The 22,289-nt window shown below is 73.0% G+C and carries 11 protein-coding genes and 1 pseudogene; 4 read left to right on the top strand and 8 right to left on the bottom strand.

All coding sequences use genetic code 11. The features are described 5' to 3' along the window. The 7 genes from BLA60_RS04735 to BLA60_RS04705 are packed head-to-tail and all read right to left on the bottom strand — an operon-like array spanning position 1 to position 15,748. Positions 1–1,485, bottom strand: coding sequence for an SDR family NAD(P)-dependent oxidoreductase (locus BLA60_RS04735; RefSeq protein ID WP_162292898.1), 1,485 nt, complete (start codon positions 1,483–1,485; stop codon positions 1–3). Between the two features lie 7 nt (positions 1,486–1,492). After that, positions 1,493–3,163 carry an HAD-IIIC family phosphatase gene (locus BLA60_RS04730; protein ID WP_075131376.1) on the bottom strand — a complete coding sequence of 557 codons (1,671 nt, stop codon included), beginning with the start codon at positions 3,161–3,163 and terminating at the stop codon, positions 1,493–1,495. Continuing rightward, positions 3,160–3,390: an acyl carrier protein gene (locus BLA60_RS04725; protein WP_075131375.1), complete on the bottom strand. Its 231-nt coding sequence runs from the start codon at positions 3,388–3,390 to the stop codon at positions 3,160–3,162. Before BLA60_RS04725 ends, BLA60_RS04730 begins: the two co-directional genes overlap by 4 nt. Further along, positions 3,387–4,595, bottom strand: a complete 1,209-nt coding sequence (locus BLA60_RS04720; protein WP_245811812.1) for a MupA/Atu3671 family FMN-dependent luciferase-like monooxygenase — start codon at positions 4,593–4,595, stop codon at positions 3,387–3,389. Before BLA60_RS04720 ends, BLA60_RS04725 begins: the two co-directional genes overlap by 4 nt. Positions 4,596–4,600: 5 nt before the next feature. Continuing rightward, positions 4,601–4,822, bottom strand: a complete 222-nt coding sequence (locus BLA60_RS04715) for an MbtH family protein (RefSeq protein WP_075131374.1) — start codon at positions 4,820–4,822, stop codon at positions 4,601–4,603. Next, entirely contained in the window at positions 4,809–10,280 is a 5,472-nt protein-coding gene (locus BLA60_RS04710; RefSeq protein WP_075131373.1) for a MupA/Atu3671 family FMN-dependent luciferase-like monooxygenase, read from the bottom strand. The genes BLA60_RS04715 and BLA60_RS04710 overlap by 14 nt, the downstream gene beginning before the upstream one ends. After that, positions 10,277–15,748 carry a type I polyketide synthase gene (locus BLA60_RS04705; protein WP_154814106.1) on the bottom strand — a complete coding sequence of 1,824 codons (5,472 nt, stop codon included), beginning with the start codon at positions 15,746–15,748 and terminating at the stop codon, positions 10,277–10,279. Before BLA60_RS04705 ends, BLA60_RS04710 begins: the two co-directional genes overlap by 4 nt. Before the next feature lie 122 nt (positions 15,749–15,870). On the opposite strand from BLA60_RS04705, the gene BLA60_RS04700 reads away from it, so the two are divergent. The 4 genes and pseudogenes from BLA60_RS04700 to BLA60_RS04685 form a co-directional block, all read left to right on the top strand. After that, positions 15,871–17,043: a glycosyltransferase family 4 protein gene (locus tag BLA60_RS04700; protein WP_075131371.1), complete on the top strand. Its 1,173-nt coding sequence runs from the start codon at positions 15,871–15,873 to the stop codon at positions 17,041–17,043. Then, the gene (locus BLA60_RS04695; RefSeq protein WP_075131370.1) at positions 17,040–18,860 is read left to right on the top strand and encodes an ABC transporter ATP-binding protein; all 1,821 of its coding nucleotides are present in this window, start codon (positions 17,040–17,042) and stop codon (positions 18,858–18,860) included. The genes BLA60_RS04700 and BLA60_RS04695 overlap by 4 nt, the downstream gene beginning before the upstream one ends. A 5-nt stretch (positions 18,861–18,865) precedes the next feature. Next, positions 18,866–20,620 carry an ABC transporter ATP-binding protein gene (locus BLA60_RS04690; RefSeq protein ID WP_084734619.1) on the top strand — a complete coding sequence of 585 codons (1,755 nt, stop codon included), beginning with the start codon at positions 18,866–18,868 and terminating at the stop codon, positions 20,618–20,620. 58 nt (positions 20,621–20,678) lie between these two features. Then, a pseudogene (locus tag BLA60_RS04685) lies at positions 20,679–21,581 on the top strand (zinc-binding dehydrogenase); the annotation flags it as partial. Positions 21,582–21,591: 10 nt separating this feature from the next. On the opposite strand, the gene BLA60_RS45280 reads toward BLA60_RS04685, so the two are convergent. Next, positions 21,592–22,191, bottom strand: a complete 600-nt coding sequence (locus BLA60_RS45280) for a helix-turn-helix transcriptional regulator (protein ID WP_075131367.1) — start codon at positions 22,189–22,191, stop codon at positions 21,592–21,594. Between the last annotated feature and the right edge of the window lie 98 nt (positions 22,192–22,289).

Raw genomic sequence — 22,289 nt, 5'->3', positions numbered from 1 at the left:
TCACACCTCCAGCACGGGAACACGCCCCCGGACCGGCCGGTCGGCGAACCGGCCGATGGCATCCACCAACTCCGTGGCGACCACGAGCGGTGCGGCGGCCGGGTGGTCGTCGGTGACCGAGTCGACATAGGCCGTGTCCATCCGCCTCGGCCGGCAGATCAGGAACCGCAGCCTCGGGTTGGCGGGGCCCAGCGCGTGCACCAGGTGCTCGACGGCGCCCTTGGCGGCCACGTAGTGCGGCCACTGCGCCGGTGGCGCCGACAGCGCCCGCGAGGAGACGGCGACGACCTGACCCTCGGCCCTGTCGAGCAGCGGCAGGAACGCGGCGACGGGCGTGGCGACCAGCCGGACCGTGTCGGCCACGTGGTCGGCCAGCTCACCGGCGGCACCCGCGAGCAGCCGCAGCGGCCGCAGCGCCGGGGCGGCCGAGCAGACCAGCAGGTCGACGCGACCGTGCCGGGTGGCGACCTCGCCGGCCAGTCGCGCGCAGAACTCCGGGTCGGCGGCGTCGCCGCGCTCCAGGCGCAGCAGGCCGCCCGGCGCGGCGCGTTCGAGCCGCGCCGCCTCGGTCTCGCAGTCGCGGTAACAGCCGACGACGGTGCAGCCCCGGCGCGCGAGGACGAGCGCCAACGCCGCCCCCAGCCCTCTGCTCGCGCCGACCACGACCGCGACCCGGCCCTCCAGCGTGGGCAGCGCGTCGACCTCGCGGGGCGGCCCGGCCAGGGCGACCGGTGTCACGGGTGGCCGGACGAGGGCCTGGATCATCGCACTGGCAACGGTTCGACGGCCGAACAGCACCCGCCCGGTGAGCTCGACGAGCCGGAACCTCGGGTCGACCCGGCGGACCTCGGCCCGGTACGAGCACGTCCCGGTCATCCGCTCCTCGTGGAAGTCCATGGTGACCCGGGTGAACAGCGCCTGCCGGCCCGGCACCTCCATGCCGACGAGGTAGCTGCTCCACAGCAGCGCGGCGAGGTGCGCGGCCGGCAGCGGTCCGTCGCCGAGCCCGAGCCGGGTGACCAGTTCGGCGAATCTGGTGGTCCGGTAGCCACCGTCGACGGTCGTCCCGGGCAGCAGGTCCTCGACGGTCCACCGGGCGGGCTCGGCGCGCATCGGCGTGGGCGGCGCCGGTTCGCCGGCCACCGGGTCGGCCGGATCGGTCGGGTCGCCGCCGCGCACCGCCACGGTCACCACCCGCTGGCCGGCCCGCCGCAGCTCACCCCGGCGGTGGTCGCCCGTCCCGGTGACGACGACCTCGTACTCCACCCCGACGAACACCGGTTGCCGGAAGGAGGCCGTCAGCCGCCGGACCGGATCGGTCACCACGCCACGCATCCTGCCCAGCAGGGCCAGGGCCGCGAGGACGCCGAACACGACGGGTTCGCCGTAGGCGGTGGCCCGCGCGTACTCGCCCCGCGTGTGCAGCGGGTTCCGGTCGTTGCTCGCCTCGGCGAACAACTCGACCAGCCCGCGGTCGAAAGTCACCGACGGTTCACCCACGGCCGACACCGGACTCCCTGACCGAGACGTACGACGGGGCGTCGACCGCGTCCACCGTGGACTCCACACCGACGCGGCAGCCCAGCGACGTGAAGAACCTCCTGGCGGGCTCGTTGCGCTGGCGTTCCTCCACGGTGGCGAGGATCGTGCCGATCCCGTGCCGGTCGGCGACGGCGAACGCGTCGGCGACCATCGCCCGCTCGACACCCCGGCCCAGCGCCCGGCAGCTGAGCAGGAACAGGCCCAGCCGCGCGGTGGTCCGGTCACCGAGCTCCAGCACGTAGGCACCGACCTGCCCGTAGTCGCCGAACCGGTCGCCGACGGTGACCAGCCGGACCGCGTGGTCCGGACTCGCGCACAGCTCGGCCAGTCGCTGCCCGGAGAGCCGGTCCCCGTTGAGGTTGAGCTGGTTGGTCTTGAGCACGAGCTGGGCGAGCCGGCGGTGGTCGGCGGGCTCGGGGTCGCGCGCCTCCACCCAGATCTCCAGGTCCTTCAGGTAGATCTCGGGCGCGACGGTCTGGCGCAGCTGGTCGCGGTCCCGGTCCTGGCGCAGCCGCTCGGGCCGGGCCATGTCGTCGGCGGTCGGTGGCAGCCGGTCCAGCGCGGCGGTGTCCACCGCCGCGCGCCACCACACGGGGTCCGCCGGCATCGCCACCGTGGCCAGACCGGGTAGTGCCGCCGTCGCCTCGGCGAGTTCGGCCGGGCTGTCGTCGACGAACACCACCGCGTCGACCCCGACACCCAACTCGGCCGCGATCTCGGTGATCGCCTCGTGCTTGGCACGCCAGCCGACACGCCACGCGGACAGGTGGTCGCGGCGCAGCCGCATCTCCCGGCGGGAGAACGCCGCCCACACGTCCTCCTCCAGGTTCTTGCTGCACAACGCGAGCAGCACGCCGTTGGCGCGCAGGCCCAGCAGGTGGTCCTGGAACGCGAGGTAGGCCTCGCCCGGTCCCGGGCCGAGGTCGACGCCGTCCGCGCCGATCTCGCCGACCGCCCCACCCCACAGCGTGTTGTCGGCGTCGACGACGACGACCTTGCGCGCCGGCCGGAGGGCCAGGGCGACCGACCTGCCCAGTGACTGCCCCATCGCCGCCAGAAACAGCTCCGTGTAAGGGATTCCGAACAGAACCCCGAGCCGGTGGTCGTAGGCCGACTGTTCCCCGACCGCACGTACGGTCTCCTCGGCGTCACACAGCACGGCCCCGGGGGCGTCGCAGACGGCGGCACGAACCCGCTCCCGGGCCGAGGCGGCGCTGGCCGCCACACCGGTCGGGTTCGAGGCGTCCCCGGCGCCCAGCGGCCGGTCCACCGGCGTGGCGGGCAGGACGAGCACCAACCGCGCGCAGAGCCGGCCGGCGGCCATCGTCGCGGCGGAGGCCACCTCGTCGAGGCCGCCTTCTCCCCAGAACTCCTCCAGTCTCGGCCACACCACCAGCACGTCGGGTTCCAGCGCGGCGGTCTCGCTGCGCGGGTCGACGCATTCCTGCACGATCTGGTTGAACGGTCCCGCCGTGATCTCCGCGACGACCCCCAGGTCGGCGAGCGCGGTCCCGAGGTGCGGCAGCACCGCGTCCATCGTGAACGAGCCGAGCAACCGGACCCGGACGTCGGGACGGCGACCGGATCGCAGCAGCTCCCGCCACCGGGCGGCGGCGGTCACGCCGACACCCCCTTGGTCCGCAGCACCGCGCGCAGCCGGCCCACGGTGGTCACCTCGGAGATCTCCCGGGTGGTGAGGGTGACCCCGAACGCGCCCTCGACCGCGGTGACGACCTGGACGTGCGCGAGGCTGGTCCACTCCGCGGTGGTGTCCCGCCCGGTCTCCTCCCCGATGTCGTCCACCGGCAGGTCGAGCACCTCGGCGAGCACGCCTTCCAGGGTGGTCATCCGGACCGTTCTCCGTCCACACGCGACAGCTCGTCCCGCAGGCCGGCCAGCCGCTCCAGGCTGGCGAGCACCAGGTCGTCGTCGACCCCGAAGTCGAGCAGCGCCGCGATCTCGTCCACGCCGACCGCCACCAGCCGCCGCACCATGTCCGCGCACCGCCGTGGGGTGCCGATCAGCGAGGCGTGCTCGACGTAGCGCTCGAACCCGAACTCCAGCAACGCGTCCTCGTGCTCGGCGTAGTCGCCGAGATCCTCGGTGTCCGACAGGCTCGCGGCCAGCGACCTGGCCAGGTCGAGATGAGTGCTCAGGTACTGGTAGAGCGGTTGGCGGACGGTCTCGCGCACGTCGTCGTCGCTGTCGCCGACGAAGGTGTGGATCATCACCGTCACCCGGTGCGCGTCGGGATCGTGCCCGTGTTCGGCCAGTGTCGTGCGGTACAGGGTGATCCGGCGCGCCAACTGGTCGACGTTCTGGTTGAGCAGCGCGGTGAGCACGTTGACCCCGAGCCGGCCGGCGAGCTCGAAGGACCGGTCGTTCTCACCGCTCGCGGTCAGCCAGGTCGGCAGGGTCGGCTGTACCGGGCGTGGGTAGATGCGGATCAGTTCCTCCTCCCCCACACCGGTTCTCGCCGGCACCGCCTCGCCCCGCCACAGCCGGTGCACCACGTCGAGGTGGTCGACCAGCACCTCGCGCCGGCCGGCGAACCGGTCCGGCGCCAGGACGAAGTCCACCGGGTGGAACCCGGACGCCACCGAGATACCGGCGCGGCCACCGGACAGGTTGTCCACGACCGACCACTCCTCGGCCACCCGGATCGGGTCGTGCAGTGGCAGCACCACGCTGCCGGCGCGCAGCGCGACCCGTTCGGTGCGGGTGGCCAGCGCGGCCGCCAGCACCGACGGCGCCGGGTAGGGACCACCGAAGGTGTGGAAGTGCCGCTCCGGTGTCCACACCGCCTCGAACCCCCGCCGGTCCGCGATGTCCGCCGCCGCCAGCAGCAGCCGGTACCGGTCGCGCCCGGCCTTCTCCGCCGAGGAGAAGAAGTACACGCTGAAGCTCGCGCGCGAGGCCGTCGATTCGGTGAGCACCGCCGCCGGCAGGTCAACGCCCCGCCGCGCCAGCTCCTCCTCGACCCGGCGGCGCTGGTCGGGGTCGAGCGCCGCGAGTCGACGGGCCAGGGCCTGGAGTTCGACTGTTCCGGTCACCCTCGTCACCGTCCACCCTCGGCCGTACGTTCGCGCAGGCTCCTCGGTCGCAGATCGGTCCACGTGCTGTCGAGGTAGGACAGACACTCGGCCCTGGTGCGCGCCTCGCCGATGACCGTCCAGCCGGCGGGTACCGCCCGCTGGACCGGCCACAGCGAGTACTGCTCCTCGTGGTTGACCACGACGTGGTGATCCCGCACCTCGTCGGGCCGGTCAGTGTCCGGCATGCAACGCTCCTGAGTTCTCCCCGGCCCAGTGCCCGAGGTAGGTTCCGATCAACGCGGCGTCGACGGGTCCGCAGTCGATCCCGGTCCCGGCCAGCGCACGCACCGTCGCCGAGCAGTCGATCTCCAGGTCCTTCAGCCGTGACCGCCCGTTCGCGGCGACGTCGCCCAGCCCGTCGAACTCCGCGCTCAACGCGACCATGTCGGACAGCTCGTCCGATCCGGGGCCACGCCCGGGGTACCGGTCGCGCCACTGCCGGTACGGCAGGAGGTCGAGGTCGTGCCCGGCGCCGCGCAGGACGTCGACCACCTCGGCCCACGGGGTGGCCGGGTTCGGGTTGAACAGGTGGAACGCCTGACCGACCGAGCCTTCGTCGAAGGACAGCCGCGCGATGGCCGAGGCCGCGTAGTCCACGGGCGTCAGGTTGACCACCAGGTCGAGGTCCGGTGCCGCGCCGATCCGCAGGCAGCCCCGGATCAGGGTGTACATCGGGTCCAGGGTGTTCCAGTAGCCGGTTCGCCGGTGGCCGGCCACGTTTCCCGGGCGCAGTACGCAGACCGGAAGGCCGCGGTCCGCGGCCTGCGCGACGAGCCGCTCGGCGACCCACTTGCTCTGGGCGTAGGCGCCGTGCGCCCGACAGTCCTCACCGGGCGTGACGTCCTCGCGGTGCGGCACGTCGTCCGGGAAGACCTCCAGGGTGGACACGTGGTGGAAGGTCTTGGGCCGTCCGGTGCAGGCCAGCCGCAGCGCCTCGACGGTGCCGTCGACGTTGGGGCCCCTGAGCACGTCGTACGGGTAGAGCAGGTGGACCAGGGCGCCGGCGTGGTACACGGTGTCGACCTCGTCCGCGAGGTCGGCGAACCGTCGCGGGTCGAGGCCGAACCGGGGGCGGGACAGGTCACCGGCGACGGCGACGATCCGCCTGCGCCACTCCTCGCGCCACAGGCCGGCCGCCCGCAGGGCCTCCTCGACCGACCGCTGTCCCGACGTGTCGTCCTCGGCGAGCACCAGACAGTGCACGGTGAGGTCGCGGTGGGCGAGCAACTCGGCGACGAGCACCCGGCCGAGGAAACCGGTGGCGCCGGTGACCAGGACGGTGGCCGGCGGCGTCCAGGGGCCGGTCCCGGCCGGGCGGATCTCGGGTGCCAGCCGCGCATCCCGGTGCAGCCGGTCCGGGTCCGCCGGCCGGGGCGCGGCGAAGGTGCCCCGGTCGATCACCTGGGCGAGGGCGGTGATCGTGCGGGCCTCGAACAGGCTGCGCAGCGGGACCGGCACGCCCAGCCGTCGACGGACGGCGGCGATCGCCCGCAGGCCAAGGAGGGAGTGCCCGCCCAGGGCGAAGAAGTCGTCGGACACGCCGATGTGCCGGCGGTCGAACACCTCCCGCCAGATCTCCACGAGAACCCGCTCGGTCGGGCTCCCCGGGTCGTCCGGTACGTCGGCCGGGGTGGTCGACGAGGCCGGGAGCCCAGTCAGGCGCGCCCGGTCCAGCTTGCCGTTGGCCGTGCGTGGCAGGGCCTCCACACGCACCACCACACCGGGCACCATGTGGCGGGGCAGCGCCGTGGCGACGTGCTCGCGCGGTACGCGCGGATCCCAGGGCGTGTCGAGGTCGGTGACCACGTACGCGCAGAGTCCCTCGGCCACGACGGTGACCGCGGCGTCGCGCACCCCGGGGCAGGTCCGCAGGCACGCCTCCACCTCACGCAGCTCGACCCGGAAGCCCCGCACCTTCACCTGGTCGTCGGCCCGGCCCACGAAGCGCACGGTGTCGTCCGCCGCCCGGTACCCCCGGTCGCCGGTGCGGTACATCCGCGACCCCGGCGGCCCGAACGGGTTGGGCACGAACCGTTCGGCGGTGAGCCCGGGTTGGCCGAGATAGCCCCGGCTGACCCCGAGTCCACCGATGAAGATCTCGCCGAGCACCCCGCGCGGCGCCGGCTCGCCGGCACCGTCGAGCACGAACACCTGGGTGTTGGCCAGCGCCGTGCCGATCGGCACCACCGACGCGGTCGGGTCGACCCGGTGCGCCATCGACCACACCGTCGTCTCGGTCGGCCCGTACAGGTTGAGCACCTGCGCCGAGGTCCGCTTCGCGAGTTCGGCGGCGAGCGAGGCGGGGAACTCCTCGCCGCCGACCAGCAGCACCTCGACCCCGCGCAGTGCCTCGTCGCCGGCCGGGTCGTCGAGCACCGAGCGCAGCAGTGACGGCGTGAGCTGGAGGTGCGAGATCCCGTCCTCGGCCAGCAGGGCGGGGAGGTCGGCCTCGGCGACCCGGCGTAGCCGCTCCCGCGTGTCGCCGACCACGGACGTGAGCCGGCGCAGACCGGCCATCGCCGTGTCGTGGTCGACGCCGAGGTCGACCAGGCAGGCCACCTCGTCCACGCCGAGCCGGAAGAGCCGCTCCGCCCGGCGCACGCACATGTCCGGCGTGCCGATCAGCCCGCTGTCCTCGAAGTACCGGTCGAACGCCTGCGCCAGCAGGAAGTCCACATCGGACTCCGTCGGACTGTGTCCCAGCGCCGTGGCGAGGTTGCTCATCAGGCCGAAGGAGGTTCGCAGGTACCGGGAGAACGGCTCCCGCAGCAGCTCCCGGATCTGCTCCAGGTCGTCCCCGACGTAGGTGTGCAGCATCACCGAGACGCGACCGGTCGCGGGGTCGTACCCGGCGGCGGCCCGCGCGTCGCGGTAGGTGGCGATGTTGACCCGCAGGTCGTCGAGGTCCTGCCCGAGCAGGTGGGTCAGCAGGTTCACCCCCAGCTCGCCCGCCAGCGCGAAGGTCGCCCTGGTGCCACCGGCCGTGAGCCACACCGGCAACTCGGCCCTGACCGGCCGGGGGTGGCTGGTGACCTCGACCGTCTCACCGGTACCGGAACGCCGGGACAGGGTCCCCCCACGCCACAGCAGCCGCACCTGCTCGATCCGCTCCCGCATGACCCGGCGGCGGTCCTGGTAGTCGTGCGGCGCGAGCGCGAAGTCGGTCGGGTGCCACCCGGACGCGAACGAGACCCCGACCCGCCCGCCCGACAGGTTGTCCACCACCGACCACTGTTCGGCCACTCGCAGCGGATCATGCAGCGGTAGGACCACGCTGCCGGCGCGGATCTCCAGCCGGGAGGTCATCGTCGCGAGCGCGGCGCCGGTGACGGCGGGGTTGGGGAAGTTGCCGCCGAACTCGTTGAAGTGCCGCTCCGGGGTCCACACCGCGCCGAACCCGTGCTCGTCGGCCAGCCGCGCGCCGTCGGTGAGCAGCCGGTACCCGTCGGCCCCCGCCTCGGCGCCGAAGTAGAACAGGCTGAAGTCCAGGGTGTCCCGGCCGGGTTCGGCCGCCGCCCCGGTGTCACCGCCGTCCCTGGCCCGCACCCGCACCCGGTACCCCCGCGCGAGCGTCCACAGCAGTTCGAGCACCGAGATGTCGAAGGACACGCTGGTCACCGCGAGCCAGCGGCGGCGGCCCCGGTCGGGCACCACCTCGTCGAGCGCGTGCAGCAGGTTGCGCACGTTGCCGTGTTCGACCAGCACGCCCTTGGGTCGGCCGGTGGAGCCGGAGGTGTGCAGGACGTAGGCCAGGTTGCCAGCGGTCACGCCGGTCCGCGGCGCGTCGGCCCGGTGGGCCGAGATCGCGGCGGCGTCGGTGTCCAGCCTGACCAGGACGGCGTCGACCGGTGGCAGGCGCTCACCGAGCCGGGCGGAGGTGACCACGATCGGCACCGAGGCGTCGCGCAGCAGATGCGCGATCCGGTCGGCAGGGTGGTCCGGGTCGACGGGCAGGTAGGCCGCCCCGGCCCTGAGCACGCCGAGCAGCGCGACGACCAGGCCGGTCGACCGTTCCAGGTTCACCGCCACCACGGTCTCCGGTCCGGCGCCGAGCCCGCGAAGGTGGTGGGCGAGTTGGTTGGCGTGGTCGTCCAGTTCCCGGTAGGTCAGCTCCTCGCCAAGACAGTCCAGTGCCACGGCGTCCGGTGTGCTCCTGGCCCGTTCGGCGATCTGCTCGTGCACCAGGGCGGGGTTCGGCTCGCCGACGGGGCCCCGCGCCGCCCGCAGTGCCGTCGCCCGGTCCTCGACGGTGCCCAGCGGGAGGGAGGTCAGCGACCGGTCCGGGTCGTCGACGACCGAACGGGCGAGTTCCTGGAAGTCCCGCGCCAGGCCTTCCGCGGTGGACGGGTCGAACAGCTCGGCGTTGTACTCGAGCCGGCCCGTCACCCGCCCCCCGCGTTCGACCAGCGACAGGTCGAGGTCGTAGCGGCTGGCGCCGACCGCCACGTCGAGGAACTCGACCTCGGTGCCGGCCGGTGCCGTCCCGGAGTCCCGCAGGTTGTGCAGCGCGAACATGACCTGGAAGATCGGCGCGTAGCTCAGGTCACGGTCGGGCCGCACCCGCCGCACCAGCAGCTCGAAGGGCAGCTCCTGGTGGGCGAGGTCGTCGAGGACACCGTCGCGCACCACGCGCAGGAACCGCCGGAACACCGTCCTGCCGCGCGGTCGGGTGCGCATCACGACGGTGTTGGTGAACAGGCCGATCACCGGCTCGTGCTCCGGCCGTGTCCGGTTGGCCACCGGCGTCCCGACGAGCACGTCGTCCTCACCGGTGCGGCGGTGCAACAGGGTCGCGTACACGGCGAGCAGCACCATGTACAGGCTGGCGCCCTCGGCGCGGGCCAACGCGTGCAGCCCGGTGACCACCTCGGCGGGGAGGTCGACCCGCGCCACACCGCCACGCGGCCGGGCCGTCGGGCGTCGCGCGTTGTCCGTGGGCAGCGACAGCAGCGGCGGCGCGCCGTCGAGCCGGTCGGCCCAGTACCGCAGTTCCCGTTCCAGCCGGTCTCCGACCAGTCGCTCCCGCTGCCAGGTCACGAAGTCCGCGTAGGACGTCGCGGGGCCGGCCGTGGGCGGGCCGGCCCGGTAGGCGGCGCACAGGTCGTTCCAGAACAGTCCGATGGACCAGCCGTCGATCACCAGGTGGTGGAAGCACACCATCAGCACGTGGTGTTCGGGGCCGAGCCGCAACATCGTCGCCCGCCACAGCGGCCCGCCGTCGAGGTCGAACGGCGTACGCACGAACTCCTCCGCCCGGCGCCACAGGTCGTCCTCGCCGTCGGTGTCCAGCACCGGCAGCTCCACCTCGGCGACGGCCAGGAACCGTTGGCGCACGGCCGAACCGTCGGACACGACTCCGGCCCGCAGCGCGTCCTGACGGTTCAGCACGGCCAGCAGCGCCGCCCGCAGGGCCGCCGGGTCCACCGCCCCGGTGATCCTGGCGACCAGGGGCAGGTGGTAGGCCGCCGAACCCGGCGAGAGCTGCTCCAGGATCCAGATCTGTCGCTGGGGAAACGACAGCGGCCACAGCTGGTCACCGGCCACCGTCGTGTCCTGTTCGGACACGACGGGTCGCCGGCCGCCCAGCCGGTGCCGAAGGTGTTCCAGTCGCGCCGTGGCGTTCGGCTCCGGTTCAGCCGTCATGCCCGCCCAACCGGTTCACCCTCGGCCAGCCGCGAGCCGACCTCGCCGGCCAGCGCGGTGACGGTGCTGGCCTCGAACAGGATGTCCGGGCTCAGCCTGAGCCCGTAGTGGGCGCCGACCCTGGCGATCAGCTGCACCGCGACCAGCGAGTTGCCGCCGAGTTCGAAGAAGTCCTCCTCGTAGCCGATGCCGTCCAGGCCGAGCGCCTCGATCCAGAACGTCCGCACCATCGAGGCGATCTCGCCGACCTCCGGCGCCGGGCCCGCCGTCGGGCTGGGCGTTCGCCGTTCGGCCGGCCGGGGCACCGGGGGTTGGGCCAGGCCCACCGGCTCGGGCGGACCGTGGCCGTCGGTGACCCACGGAACGCCCGCCACCGTCCACCGTCCACCGGCCGGGTTCACCGCGACGAACGGTGGGTAGCTCCCGTTCAGCACCTCCGCGAAGACGCTCGCACCGTCCTGGGGGGACAGCAGGGGAACGTCCTGGTCGCCGGCGGGCGCCGGCCGGGGACCCGGGTCGGGGGTGGCGCGCAGGCCCTGGACGAACTCGGCCGGCCGGACCTCGCGGAAGGTGTAGGACTCCACCCGCACCAGCTGTGCGCCGGTGTCCGGGTCGTGGATGTCGATGTTGATCGACGCCCAGCCCTGGTCGAAGTCCTCGATCCACGCGTGGACCAGGATCCTGGCCGGCAGCGGCGCGAACACCGTCAGCCGCTCGTACATGAACGGCAGCCACAGCCGGTGCACACCGTCGGCGGGAGGGATCACCGAAGCCCGGTCGAACAGGGCCGGGTGCAGGGGGTGCAGGTCGAGGTCGTCGTGGAACTTCTCGGGCAGTTCGAGGTCGAGCACGGCCTCGTGCGTCCCCCACCGCATCGCCGCGATGCAGTCCCAGCGCGGACCGAACTCGATCAGGTCGACGATGTCCGGCTTTCCCTCACCGGTGTACCCGCTGCGCAGGCTCACCGGATCGGCCGGCCTGGCGTCGGTGGGCCCGGCGGCCACCACACCCTCGACGTGGCCACGCCAGGTGCCGTCGGCCTGGCGGGTCTCCACGGTGAACCGGTGTTCGCCCTCCCGTGGGTGGAACACGACCCGGGTCTCCACCTGCTCGGCGCCCAGGATCGGGGACGCGAACACCACGTCACGCAGTGTCAGGGCCAGGTCGGCCTCGTAGAGCCCCAGCGACCGGACCGCGGTCACCACCAGCTCGATCGCCGCGGTTCCCACCAGCACCGCCTGCCCCTCGAACCGGTGCTCGTCGAGTTCCCAGTCCTGTTCGGTGAACGTCCGGCGGTACTCGACCGGCAGCCGGGCACCGGCGGCGTCGGGCACGACACCGGGCGCGACGCCGGGCGCGGCACCGTCGGTCTGGTCACCGACCAGCGTCGCGGCGTTCACCTCGGACTCCGCGAGCATGCCGACCTCCGACCAGCCAGGCCAGCCGATGGCGACCGTGTGCCGGCCGCCCCGGCCGTGCCGCTGGGCGAAGGCGTCGAGGAAGGCGTTGGCGGCGGCGTAGTCGGCGCTGCCGAGCAGGCCGCCCAGACCGGCCTGGCTGGAGAACAACAGCAGGAAGTCCAGGTCGGAACGCCCGCCGAGCAGCTCGTGCAGGTTGAGCGTGCCGCGGACCTTGGGCGCGAGCACGGCCTCGATGTCGGCGTGCTCGCGGTGCGCGAGCAGTCCGCCACCGGCCACCCCCGCCGCGTGCACGACCCCGTTGACGGTCCCGAACCGCGCCTCGATCTCGGCGACGGCCGACCGCAGCGACGCGGCGTCGGCGACGTCCGCCCGGAACACCCCGACCTCCGCGCCGGCGTCCGACAGGGACTCCAGCGCGTCGGCCACCCGCGCCCCGGCGGGCGTCGTCTCGTCGGGCGGACCCGACCGGCCGACCAGCGCGATGCGGGGCCGCCGGCCGCTCTCGGCGAGTTCCCTGGCCACCACCAGGCCGATGCCACCCAGACCGCCGGTGACCAGGTAGACGCCCCGCTGACGCACGCGGTGCCGCCCGGCCGGGGCGGACCGGGCGAGCTCGGCCAGGGCGGGCACCCACACCGACGTGCCCCGCAGTGCCAGGGTCGGTGCACTCGGCTCGGCGAGTTCCCCGGACAGCACCTCCACTGCGGTGTCCGCCGAGAGGTCGATCAGCATGCCCTGGATCTCGGGGTGTTCCTTCTCCAGGCTGCGCAGGAATCCCAGTGCCATCGCGTTCGCCGGGTTCACCGGCTCGGCGCCGGTGATGTCCACCGACCGCCGGGTGATCACCACGAGCCGCAGCGGCACCCGCAGCCGCCGCTGCGCCCGGACGACGGCGCGCGCACACCGCAGCAGCCCGTGGAAGCCCCAACGCAGTGCCTCGTCGACGTTCGCCGAGGTCGTGTCCTCCGGACCGGAAAGCCCCACGGCGTAGGCGACCACCACCGGCTCGGCCGCCTCGCCGAGGCGGTCGAGGAAGGCGTCCCAGTCCTGGTCGGAGGTGACGTCCAGGGTCCGGCGGCCCGCCGGCTCGGTCCCGAGCACGCCGGTCGCCCGGATGGTGCGGAACCCGGCACGCAGGAAGGCGTCCCGGACGAGGTCACGGAAACCGGGGTCGGCCGGCAGGGCGAGCAGCGCGGGCCGGCCGTCGACCTCGCCGTCGACCAGCGGCGGACGACCGGTGCGCGACCGCCGCCACTCGAGGGTGCCGACCGACCAGATCCCGTCGGTGCTCCCGTCGGTGCTCCCGTCGGTGTCGGTCTCGGCGGTGGGCACCGGGGCGGCCTCCGGTCGCTGGGGCGTGCTGACCGGCAGGTCACCCTCCCGCAACTCGACGTGCCCCGGCGGCCGCTCGATCCAGCACCGGCGCCGCTCGTAGGGGTAGCCGGGCGCCGGAACCCGGCGGGCCCGCGCGTCGGCCGCCACCTCGCGCAGGTCCACCGGCTGGCCCTCGACCCACAGCCTGGCCAGGGTGTTCTCCAGGACCGCCCGCCGGTCGGCCGGTGCCTTCGGCCTCGGCTGGGTCGCCAGGGCGACCGAACGCGACGCCCGCACGTCCTGGTTGCCGCGCAGCAGATCGGTGAGTGCCTGACCGGGACCGACCTCGACCAGGAACGCCGGGCCCGCACCCACCACGGCGGCCACGGCCGGCGCGAACAACACCGGATCGACCAGCTGCCGCGCCCAGAACGACGGCGTGCGCGCCTGCTCGGCGGTCAGTTCCCGGCCGGTCGCGGCGGACACCACGGGGATCCGGGGCTCACCGAGGTCGACCGTCGCGAGCAGGTCCGCGAACTTCTCGGCGGCCACGGCCATCGACGGTGAGTGGAACCCGTGCGAGGTGTGGAGCGGGGACACGGTCGTCCCCGCCGCCCGCAGCCGGTCGGCGACCCCGACGACGTCCTCCTCGCTTCCGGACAGGACGATCTGCCGGTCGCTGTTGACCGCGGCGAGCGCGACACCGCCGAGGTCGGCACCGAGCAGCTCACGGACCGCGTCCACGTCCGCCGACACGGCGACCATCCGCCCCCGGGGCATGCCCGCCATCAGGCCTGACCGGCCGATGACTGCCCGGAGCCCGTCCTCGACCCCGAACACCCCGGCGAGGGTCGCGGCCACCAGCTCACCGACGCTGTGACCGACCATCCTGGCCGGCCGCAACCCCCACGCCACCAGGCAGCGGCCGAGCGCGAGCTCCAGCACGAACAGCAGCGGCTGGGCGACCGAGGTCTCCTTCAGGGTGTCCTGATCGGTGTCGTCCGAGAGCCACAGCGCGCGCAGGTCCCGTTCGGACATCACGGCCGTCAGGTCGAACAGCGTGTCGCACTCCTCGCGGAAGGCGCCGTTCGTCCGGTACAGCTCGCGCAGCATGCCGTTGTGCTGGGAACCCTGACCGGGGAAGCAGAAGACCACCTCGCGGTCGACGGTGTCGGGCAGCACGACGGTCCCGCCGCGCATCAGGCGGGCGGCCTCGGCTCCGCCGGTCGCCACGACGGCCGCGCGGTGCCGGCGTTCGGCCCGGCCGGCCCGCAGGGTGTGCGCCGCGTCCCGGAACTCACGCGCGTCCTGGTCGGCGAGATGCTCGGCGAGCCTGCCGGTGAGCGTGTCGCGGGCGCTCTCGGTGGCCGCCGACCAGACGACCACCTGGGCCCGCTCCGCCGCCGCGTCGTCGCCGTGCTCCCGCTCGGGGGCCTCCTCCAGGATGACGTGGCCGTTGGACCCACCGATCCCGAACGAGCTGACGCCGGCCACCCGGGGCGCGCCCTTCGTGCGCGGCCACGGGACGCGCTCGACGGCGACGGCGAACGGGGTGTCGGCGAGGGAGAGCTTCGGGTTCGGGGTGCGGTGGTTGACCGTGGCCGGGATCTCCTCGTGCGTCAGCGCGAGCACGGTCTTGATGAACCCGCAGATCCCGGCCGCGACACCGAGATGGCCGACGTTGCCCTTGACCGACCCCAGCACACAGCTGCCCGGCGGCAACGCCTCGTCGGCGGCGCCGGCGAACGCGGTCGCCAGCCCGGCCACCTCGACCGGGTCGCCGACCTTGGTCCCGGTTCCGTGCGCCTCCACGTACGAGATCGCCCGCGCGTCGACCCCGGCGGACTCGATCGCGGCCCGGACGCACTCGGCCTGGCCCTGTTCGCTGGGCGCGGAGAACCCGGCCTTGCGGTCACCGTCGTTGTTGACCGCCGAACCGCGAACGACCGCGTGGACGGTGTCCCCGTCGCGCAGTGCGTCGGCGAGTCGCTTCAGGACGACGACACCGCCGCCCGTGCCGAAGTTCGTTCCGCCGGCCCGCTCGTCGAAGGGACGTACCCGGCCGTCCGCCGAGCGGATCCCCCCACCCAGCGCGATGTACCCGCAGTCGAGCGGCATCTCGATGTTCGCCCCGCCCGCCAGGGCCATGTCGCACTCGCCGAGGCGCAACGACTGGCACGCCAGGTGGACGGCGATCAGCGAGGTCGAGCACGCCGTCTGCACGGTCATGCTCGGACCCGTCAGGCCGAGGCGGTGGGAGATGAACGTCGCGACGTAGTCCGGGTCGTTGGACACGTCCACCGCCAGCAGACCCACGTTGCGTTGGATCACCTCGGTCGGTTCGACGTGGTTGGCCCGGTACCTGGCCGGACCGGCGCCACCGAACACGCCGACGGCCCCCGGATACCGGGCGGGGTCGTAGCCGGCGTGGTCGAGCGCCGACCCGGCGAGTTCGAGCAGCAGGCGCTGCTGCGGGTCCCGGAGTTCCGCCTCGCGCGGTGTCATGCCGAAACACGCCGGGTCGAACAGGTCGCCGTCGGGCATGCGGTGGCGGCCCCGCACGTAACCGGGGTGGGCCAGGTACTCCGGTCGTTCGCCGTACCGGAGCAGTTCGTCGTCGCTCGGCTCGGTCAGGCAGTCCCGGCCGTCGGCCAGGTTGCGCCAGAAGTCGTCCAGGTCCCTGGCTTCGGGAAACCGCCCAGCCATCCCGACAACCGCCACCGGTTCTCTCACGAGAGCGAACTGTAGGTTCGCGCCGCGCCAGCGGTCTTGCCACCAAAACGTGGGACAAGGCTTTCCCGCCGTCGAACGATCATCGCTTATACGTTGGTACGCCGAGGCGGAGAGGAGCCAGCGTGCCGGAAAGTCATGGCCAGCGCTGTCGTGTCCTGCTGCTCACGAACAAGCGCCTGACGGTCAGGCCTGGGGGCGCCCCGATCCGCTACGCGGGTCTCGCCGCCGGCATCGGCCGCGAGGCGCGGTTCACCCAGTTCGATCTCGGTTGCCCGAACCCCGGCCGCTGCGCGCACCCGTCGGGCGTCGTGACCACCGACGGCGGTGACCTGGCCGACCCGTACCCGCACATCTTCTGCCCGGCCACCGCCGAGGAACTGCTGCGCGACATCCGGCGCGCAGAACCGGACGTCGTCGTGGTGAGCGGGCTCGAACTGTGGCGCTACCTCGTCCACGTCCAGGACAACACGACCTGCGCCGTGGTCATGGACCTGCACAACGTCGAGTCGCAGTTGTCCGTCGACACCAGCAGCATCGCGCGATCCCGCCCGGAGTACTCCAGTCTCATCGGCACCCACGGCCAGGCCGTGCGGTCGGTCGAGCGGCGGATGGTCGAGGCGGCCGACCGGGTCTGGACCTGCACAGCGCCCGACCGTGACCTCCTGGTCCGGCTCCACGGCATCTCCCCGGACGAGGTCACCGTCGTCCCGAACGCCATCCCCGTGCCGGCGACGGCTCCTCCCCCGCCCGCGCGCATCGACCACGCGCTGTTCGTCGGGAGCCTGGACTGGTTTCCCAACACGCAGGCCGTGGACGTCCTGTTGGACGAGGTCGCGCCCCTGCTGCACCGCGACCGGGGCCGGCCGTTTCCCATCACGATCGCCGGCGCCAGACCGTTGCCCTCGGTGCGCAACCGCAGGTTCCCGCCGGGAGCGCGGTTCGTCATGAACCCGCCCAGTGTCACGGCGTTGTGGCGAAACGCCGTGCTGGCCGTGCCGCTGGCCATCGGCGGCGGCAGCCGGCTGAAGATCCTGGAGGCGTTCGCCGCCGGCAGCCCGGTGGTCTCCTCCGCCAAGGGGATCGAGGGCATCGACGCCGAACACGGCCGGCACTACCTGCTGGCCGATTCCGCCGCCGAGACCGCCGAGGCGATCCAGCGGGTCGCCGGCGACCCGGCGCTGCGTGCCGACCTCGTCCGGCACGGCTACCGGCTCCTCGCCGAGAACTACGGCCCCCCGCACGTCGGGGACGCCGTCCGGGACGACCTCAGTGGCCTGTCCAACGGTCACCGATGATCCTCGCCGACCGGATCCGCGCGTGGCTGGGCCTCGCCGCGCTGCTGCGCGGCGCCAGGGTGCGCCAGCTCGTGCCCGCCGCCGCGCTCGTGGTGGTGTCGGGGGTCCTGCCGGTCACGTTCATCCTGGCCATGGGCCAGGTCGTCGCGACCGTGTGGTCCACGTCGGACGTGCCGGACACGGCGACGTCCTGGCTGGTCGTCGCCGTGCTGGCGATGACCGCCCAGCAGCTGCTCGATCCGCTGTGGACGGTCCTCACCACGGGGATCGCCCGGTCGATCGACCGCCACGCGCACCACCGGCTCATCACCAACGCGCTGTCGGCGCCGCTGGCGACCGCCGAGCGCGGCGACGTGAGCGGCAAGCTCGCCGACGCGGTGCGCCTGCACCGGCAGGGACTGCCGACCCCGGGCAGCGGCGCCGCCGCCCTGCTGCCGCTGACCGCCAGGTACCTCCAGCTCGGCGCGGCCGTGGCCGTGGTCGGGGTGACCGTGTCGTGGCTGGTCGCCGTCCCGCTGCTGGCGGCGGCGGTCCTGCTGCGGATCGGCCACCGAGGCGCGCTGAGTCGCTACTTCCACCACTACTGGCACGGGCTGGCCGACGAGCGCAAGCGCGTGTTCTACCTGCACAACCTGGGCACCGACAGCGTGTCGGCCAAGGAGATCCGCGCGCTGCGGCTCACCGGGTGGCTGCGGGAACGCACCGGCAGGGAGACCGCCGCCTACCTGGCGAAGACCTGGAAGGCCAGGCGGGAGGTCTACTTCGGACCGTTTCTCCGGTACACCGCCGTCGGTTTCGGGGTCGGCGTGTTCGCCATCGTCACGATCGCGGTCCTGCACGGGCAGGACCCCGGTGTCGCCGGGCTCGTGGTCGCCGCCCAGGCCACGCTCGTTCCGCTGCGGTTCGGTCGGGGCATCCCCGACTGTGACACGGCCACCGAGCACGGCCACCTGGCCCACGACGTCATCACCGGTCACGAACGCGCGGTACGCGCCGCGCACACCGCCGCGCGCGCCCCGGCCGAACCGGTGACGATCCGCCGGGACGCCGCGATCACGTTCGAGCACGTCCACTTCCGCTATCCCGGCGCCGACCGCGACCTGCTCCGCGACGTGCGGCTGACCATCCCGGCCGGGCGCTCGACGGCGATCGTCGGCCTCAACGGCGCCGGCAAGACCACGATGATCAAACTGCTGGCCGGTTTCCACACGCCCACCCACGGCAGGATCACCGTCGGCGAGCACGACCTGGGTGACCTCGACCCCGTGGCGTGGCGACAGCGGATCGCGGCGCTCACCCAGAACTTCACCCGCTTCGACCTCACCCTGCGGGACAACGTCCTGCTGGGCGCGGCCCACCGCCCCCCGGACCACGGCGCGCTGCTGGACGCGATCACCCTGGCCAACGCGCGGGAGATCCTGGAGGCGCTGCCGCACGGCCTGGACACCGTGCTCAGCCCCCGCTACCACGGCGGAGTCGGCCTCTCCGGCGGGCAGTGGCAACGGATCGCGCTCGCCAGGGCGTTGTACGCCCAGGCGATGGGCGCGTCGCTGGTGGTGCTCGACGAACCGACCGCCCAGCTCGACCCGCGTGCCGAAGCCGCGTTCCACCAGGAGTTCTTCGAGCTCACGGCCGGGGTGACGACCCTCGTCATCGCGCACCGGTTCTCGACCGTGCGCCGGACCGACGCGATCGCGGTCCTCGACGGCGGTACCATCACCGAACACGGCACCCACGACGAACTGCTGGCCCGGTCGGGGACCTACGCGACGATGTTCCGCCTCCAGGCCGACCGCTTCGACCAGCTGGCCGGGTGAGGTCGATGTGGCGAACGACCCGTCAGCTGCTCACCCTCGCCTGGCACACCGACCGACGCCGGCTGCTGGTCGCCACCGGCCTGCTGTCGGCCGGGTACCTCGCGACCCCGCTGGTGGCCCTCGTTCTCGGGTCGTTCGTGGACGACGTCCTCGGCGGGCGGGCCACACCGGCGATCACCGGCGGCGTGCTGCTCGCCGCGCTGATCATGGCGGAGCTCATGTGCGCCCACTTCGCGCACCTGTCGTACTTCGAGCTCGGTGAGCTGATGGACGACGCACTGCGGCAACGCCTGTTCACGTGTGTCGGCACGGGAACCCCGCTGGAGAACCAGGAGCAGCCGGAGTTCGCCGACCTGCTCCATCTGGTGCAGCGCGGCATCGGCCGGACCAGGTCCTCGGTGGAGGCGATTCTCGAGTTCGGCGGTCTGCTGCTCACGCTGGCGCTGAGTGTGCCGCTGCTGTTCACGCTGGACCCGCTGCTGGGGCTGTTGCCGCTGCTGGCGGTCGTGCTCGTCGAGGCGAACCGACTCGCCAGGAACACGATCGACACCGCCCAGCGTGCCGCGGCGCGGGACGACCGGCTGGCCGACCACTTCCTCTGGCTGGTGTCCAGGCCGGAGTCCGCGATGGAGCTGCGCCTGCTCGGGCTGACCGACGAGGTGGTCGCCCGGCACGGCACCGCCTGGGACCGGGCGAGCCGCCGGCTCGTCCGTGGTGAGCGGCGGGCCGCGCTCCTGCGCTGCGCCGGCCAACTCCTGTTCGTCACCGGATATCTGGGCGCGCTCGTCCTCGTCGTGCGGCGGGTCGGCGGCGGCACGGCCACCGTCGGGGACCTGCTGGTGGCCCTCGTCCTGGGTATCGCCATCGCCAACCGGATGGGCGTGGTCAGCGGTCTGCTCACCGTTCTGCGTGAGGTCGGCACCACGCTCGACCGGCTGCGGGCGCTGGAGGACCCGCGCCCCGCCCCGCGCCGGCCGGCAGCTCCGGCTCCGACGGCGGCGGCCGAGGCGATCGAACTGCGAAAGGTGTCCTTCCACTACCCCGGTTCCTCGACCCCCGCGCTGCGGGACATCGACCTCACCATTCCCGTCGGCTCGGTCGTCGCGCTGATCGGCGAGAACGGCGCGGGCAAGAGCACCCTGTCGAAGCTGCTGTGCGGGCTCTACCAGCCGACGGAGGGCCAGGTCGCCTACCGGGGAACGGAGATCACGGCGGACTGGCTCGCCCAGGTCTCGTGCCTGTTCCAGGACTTCGCCAGGTTCGAACTCACCCTGGCGGAGTCGGTCGGTCTGGGACGGCTGCCCGCCGACGGCGTCCCGGGCGCCGACGAACCCGCCCTCCTCCGGGCACTGCGCCGGGCCGACGGGCTGGACATCCCGCGATCGCTGCCCGACGGACTCGCCTCAGTGGTCGGCCGGTCCTACGACGAGGGGACCGAGCTGTCCGGCGGGCAGTGGCAGAAGGTCGCGCTGGCCCGCGCGTTCCTGCGGGAGGACGTGTCCCTGCTGGTCCTCGACGAGCCGGCGGCGTCCCTGGACCCGCGGGCGGAACACGCGCTGCTGACCACGTTCCGGGACGCCACCGCCCACGCCGGAATCACGGTCCTGGTCACCCACCGGCTGTCCACGGTCAGCCTGGCGGACCTCATCGTCGTCCTGAGCGAGGGCACCGTGGCGGAACTGGGAAGCCACGACGAACTCATCGGCGCCGGCGGTCTCTACGCCGACCTCTACCGGACCCAGCACCGTGCCTACCGCTGATCACCTGACCCCGCCGGCGGACACCCCGTCCTGGCGGTTGGTGGCATCGACCCCGGGCATGATCGAGAACCTCGCGCTGACCGCCCACCCGGAGGCCCTGGGGCCGTTGCTACCGCACCAGGTGCGGGTGGACGTGCGGGCGGCGGGGGTGAACTTCCGGGACCTGCTGACGATCCTCGGTCTGTATCCCGGCCGGCAGGGCCTGGGGCTGGAGGGCGCGGGCGTGGTCGTCGAGGTCGGTACGGCGGTGACCGGGGTGGCTCCCGGTGACCGGGTCATGGGCCTGCTGCCAGGCGGGTTCGGGCCGACCGCCGTGACCGATCACCGGTCCCTCACCCGGGTTCCGGCCGGCTGGTCGTTCGTCGAGGCCGCCTCGACCCCGGTGGCGTTCCTGACCGCCTACTACGCGCTGGTGCACCTCGCCCCGGTCCGGCCCGGCGAGTCGTTGCTCGTGCACTCGGCCGCCGGGGGTGTGGGACTGGCCGCCACCCAGTTGGCCCGGCACCGGGGCGTGGAGGTGTTCGGCACCGCCCACCCCCGGAAATGGGACGTCCTGCGGGCGGAGGGGATCGGGGAGGACCGGCTGGCCTCGTCGAGAACGGTGGAGTTCGAGGACAAGTTCCGGCGGACGACCCGGGGCCGCGGCGTCGATGTCGTGCTCAACTCCCTGGCCGGCGAGTTCGTCGACGCGTCCCTGCGCCTGCTCTCCCGCGGCGGGCGGTTCGTCGAGATGGGCAAGACCGACATCAGGGAGGCCGCGTGGGTCGAACGCACGTATCCCGGCCTGAGCTACCGGCGGTTCGTGCTGACGGACGCGGGCCCGGGACTGGTACGACGCATGCTTTCCGAGGTGGTCGACCTGTTCTCGAGCGGTGCCCTGCGACTGCTTCCGGTGACCACCTGGAGCATCCTTCAGGCACCCGAGGCCTTCAGGTTCCTGAGTCAGGCGCGACACATCGGAAAGATCGTGCTCACGATTCCCCAGGGCCGGTCCGGGGCAGCTGCATCGCGAACCGGGTCAGCTCCGCCTTGTTGCCCAGACGCAGTTTCGACCGAATTCGCTTCACATAGGTGTTCACGGTGTTCCCGCTGACTCGAAGCCTGGTCGCGATCTGACCGTGCGTGAGCCCTCGCGCGATGTGCAGAAGAACCTGCAACTCACGGGGGGACAACGATTCCGACACCTCGGCGGTCTCGTCGTTCGGCGCCGCGACCGAGGAATCCCAGAACTCACCCCCGGCGGCGACGGAACGGACCGCCGAGACCACGGTCGGGGCGTCCGCGCACCGCCGTACCAGCCCGCAGGCGCCGAGCTGGACGTAGTAGTCCCTCGCCAGTTCGCTCGCCCCGTGGCTGAGCAGCAACACCGGCGCGTCGTTCGCGAGCCCGGCCACGAACTCCGACAGTGGACCACCGTCGACGGCGTCGGGGTTGACGAGGAAGACATCTGCCCGTGAAGTGTCACCGCGTTCCGCGCGGTGCGGAAGGACAGCGATGTCGCTCGGAGCCAGACTCACCTCGAGCCCCTTGACGTAAATAGGCATGCTGTCGACAACGTTCACCCTGATCATGACCGCCAAACCCCACAGCCGAGTACTGCGGTTCCCCGTTGACGGTCAACCTATGTGGACTGACGCGGCCGCGGTGTCCAGTGAACGCCCGACAACCT

It is taken from the genome of Actinophytocola xinjiangensis, from assembly GCF_001921215.1.
Taxonomy (GTDB): domain Bacteria; phylum Actinomycetota; class Actinomycetes; order Mycobacteriales; family Pseudonocardiaceae; genus Actinophytocola; species Actinophytocola xinjiangensis.
This window is presented reverse-complemented; position numbering and strand designations above follow the sequence as displayed.

What these genes read in the sequence shown, in the direction of transcription:
- BLA60_RS04725 (WP_075131375.1), bottom strand. Translation starts at nt 3,390, where the DNA reads ATGACCACCCTGGAAGGCGTGCTCGCCGAGGTGCTCGACCTGCCGGTG.
- BLA60_RS04715 (WP_075131374.1), bottom strand. Translation starts at nt 4,822, where the DNA reads ATGCCGGACACTGACCGGCCCGACGAGGTGCGGGATCACCACGTCGTG.
- BLA60_RS04710 (WP_075131373.1), bottom strand. Translation starts at nt 10,280, where the DNA reads ATGACGGCTGAACCGGAGCCGAACGCCACGGCGCGACTGGAACACCTT.
- BLA60_RS04695 (WP_075131370.1), top strand. Translation starts at nt 17,040, where the DNA reads ATGATCCTCGCCGACCGGATCCGCGCGTGGCTGGGCCTCGCCGCGCTG.
- BLA60_RS04690 (WP_084734619.1), top strand. Translation starts at nt 18,866, where the DNA reads ATGTGGCGAACGACCCGTCAGCTGCTCACCCTCGCCTGGCACACCGAC.
- BLA60_RS45280 (WP_075131367.1), bottom strand. Translation starts at nt 22,191, where the DNA reads ATGATCAGGGTGAACGTTGTCGACAGCATGCCTATTTACGTCAAGGGG.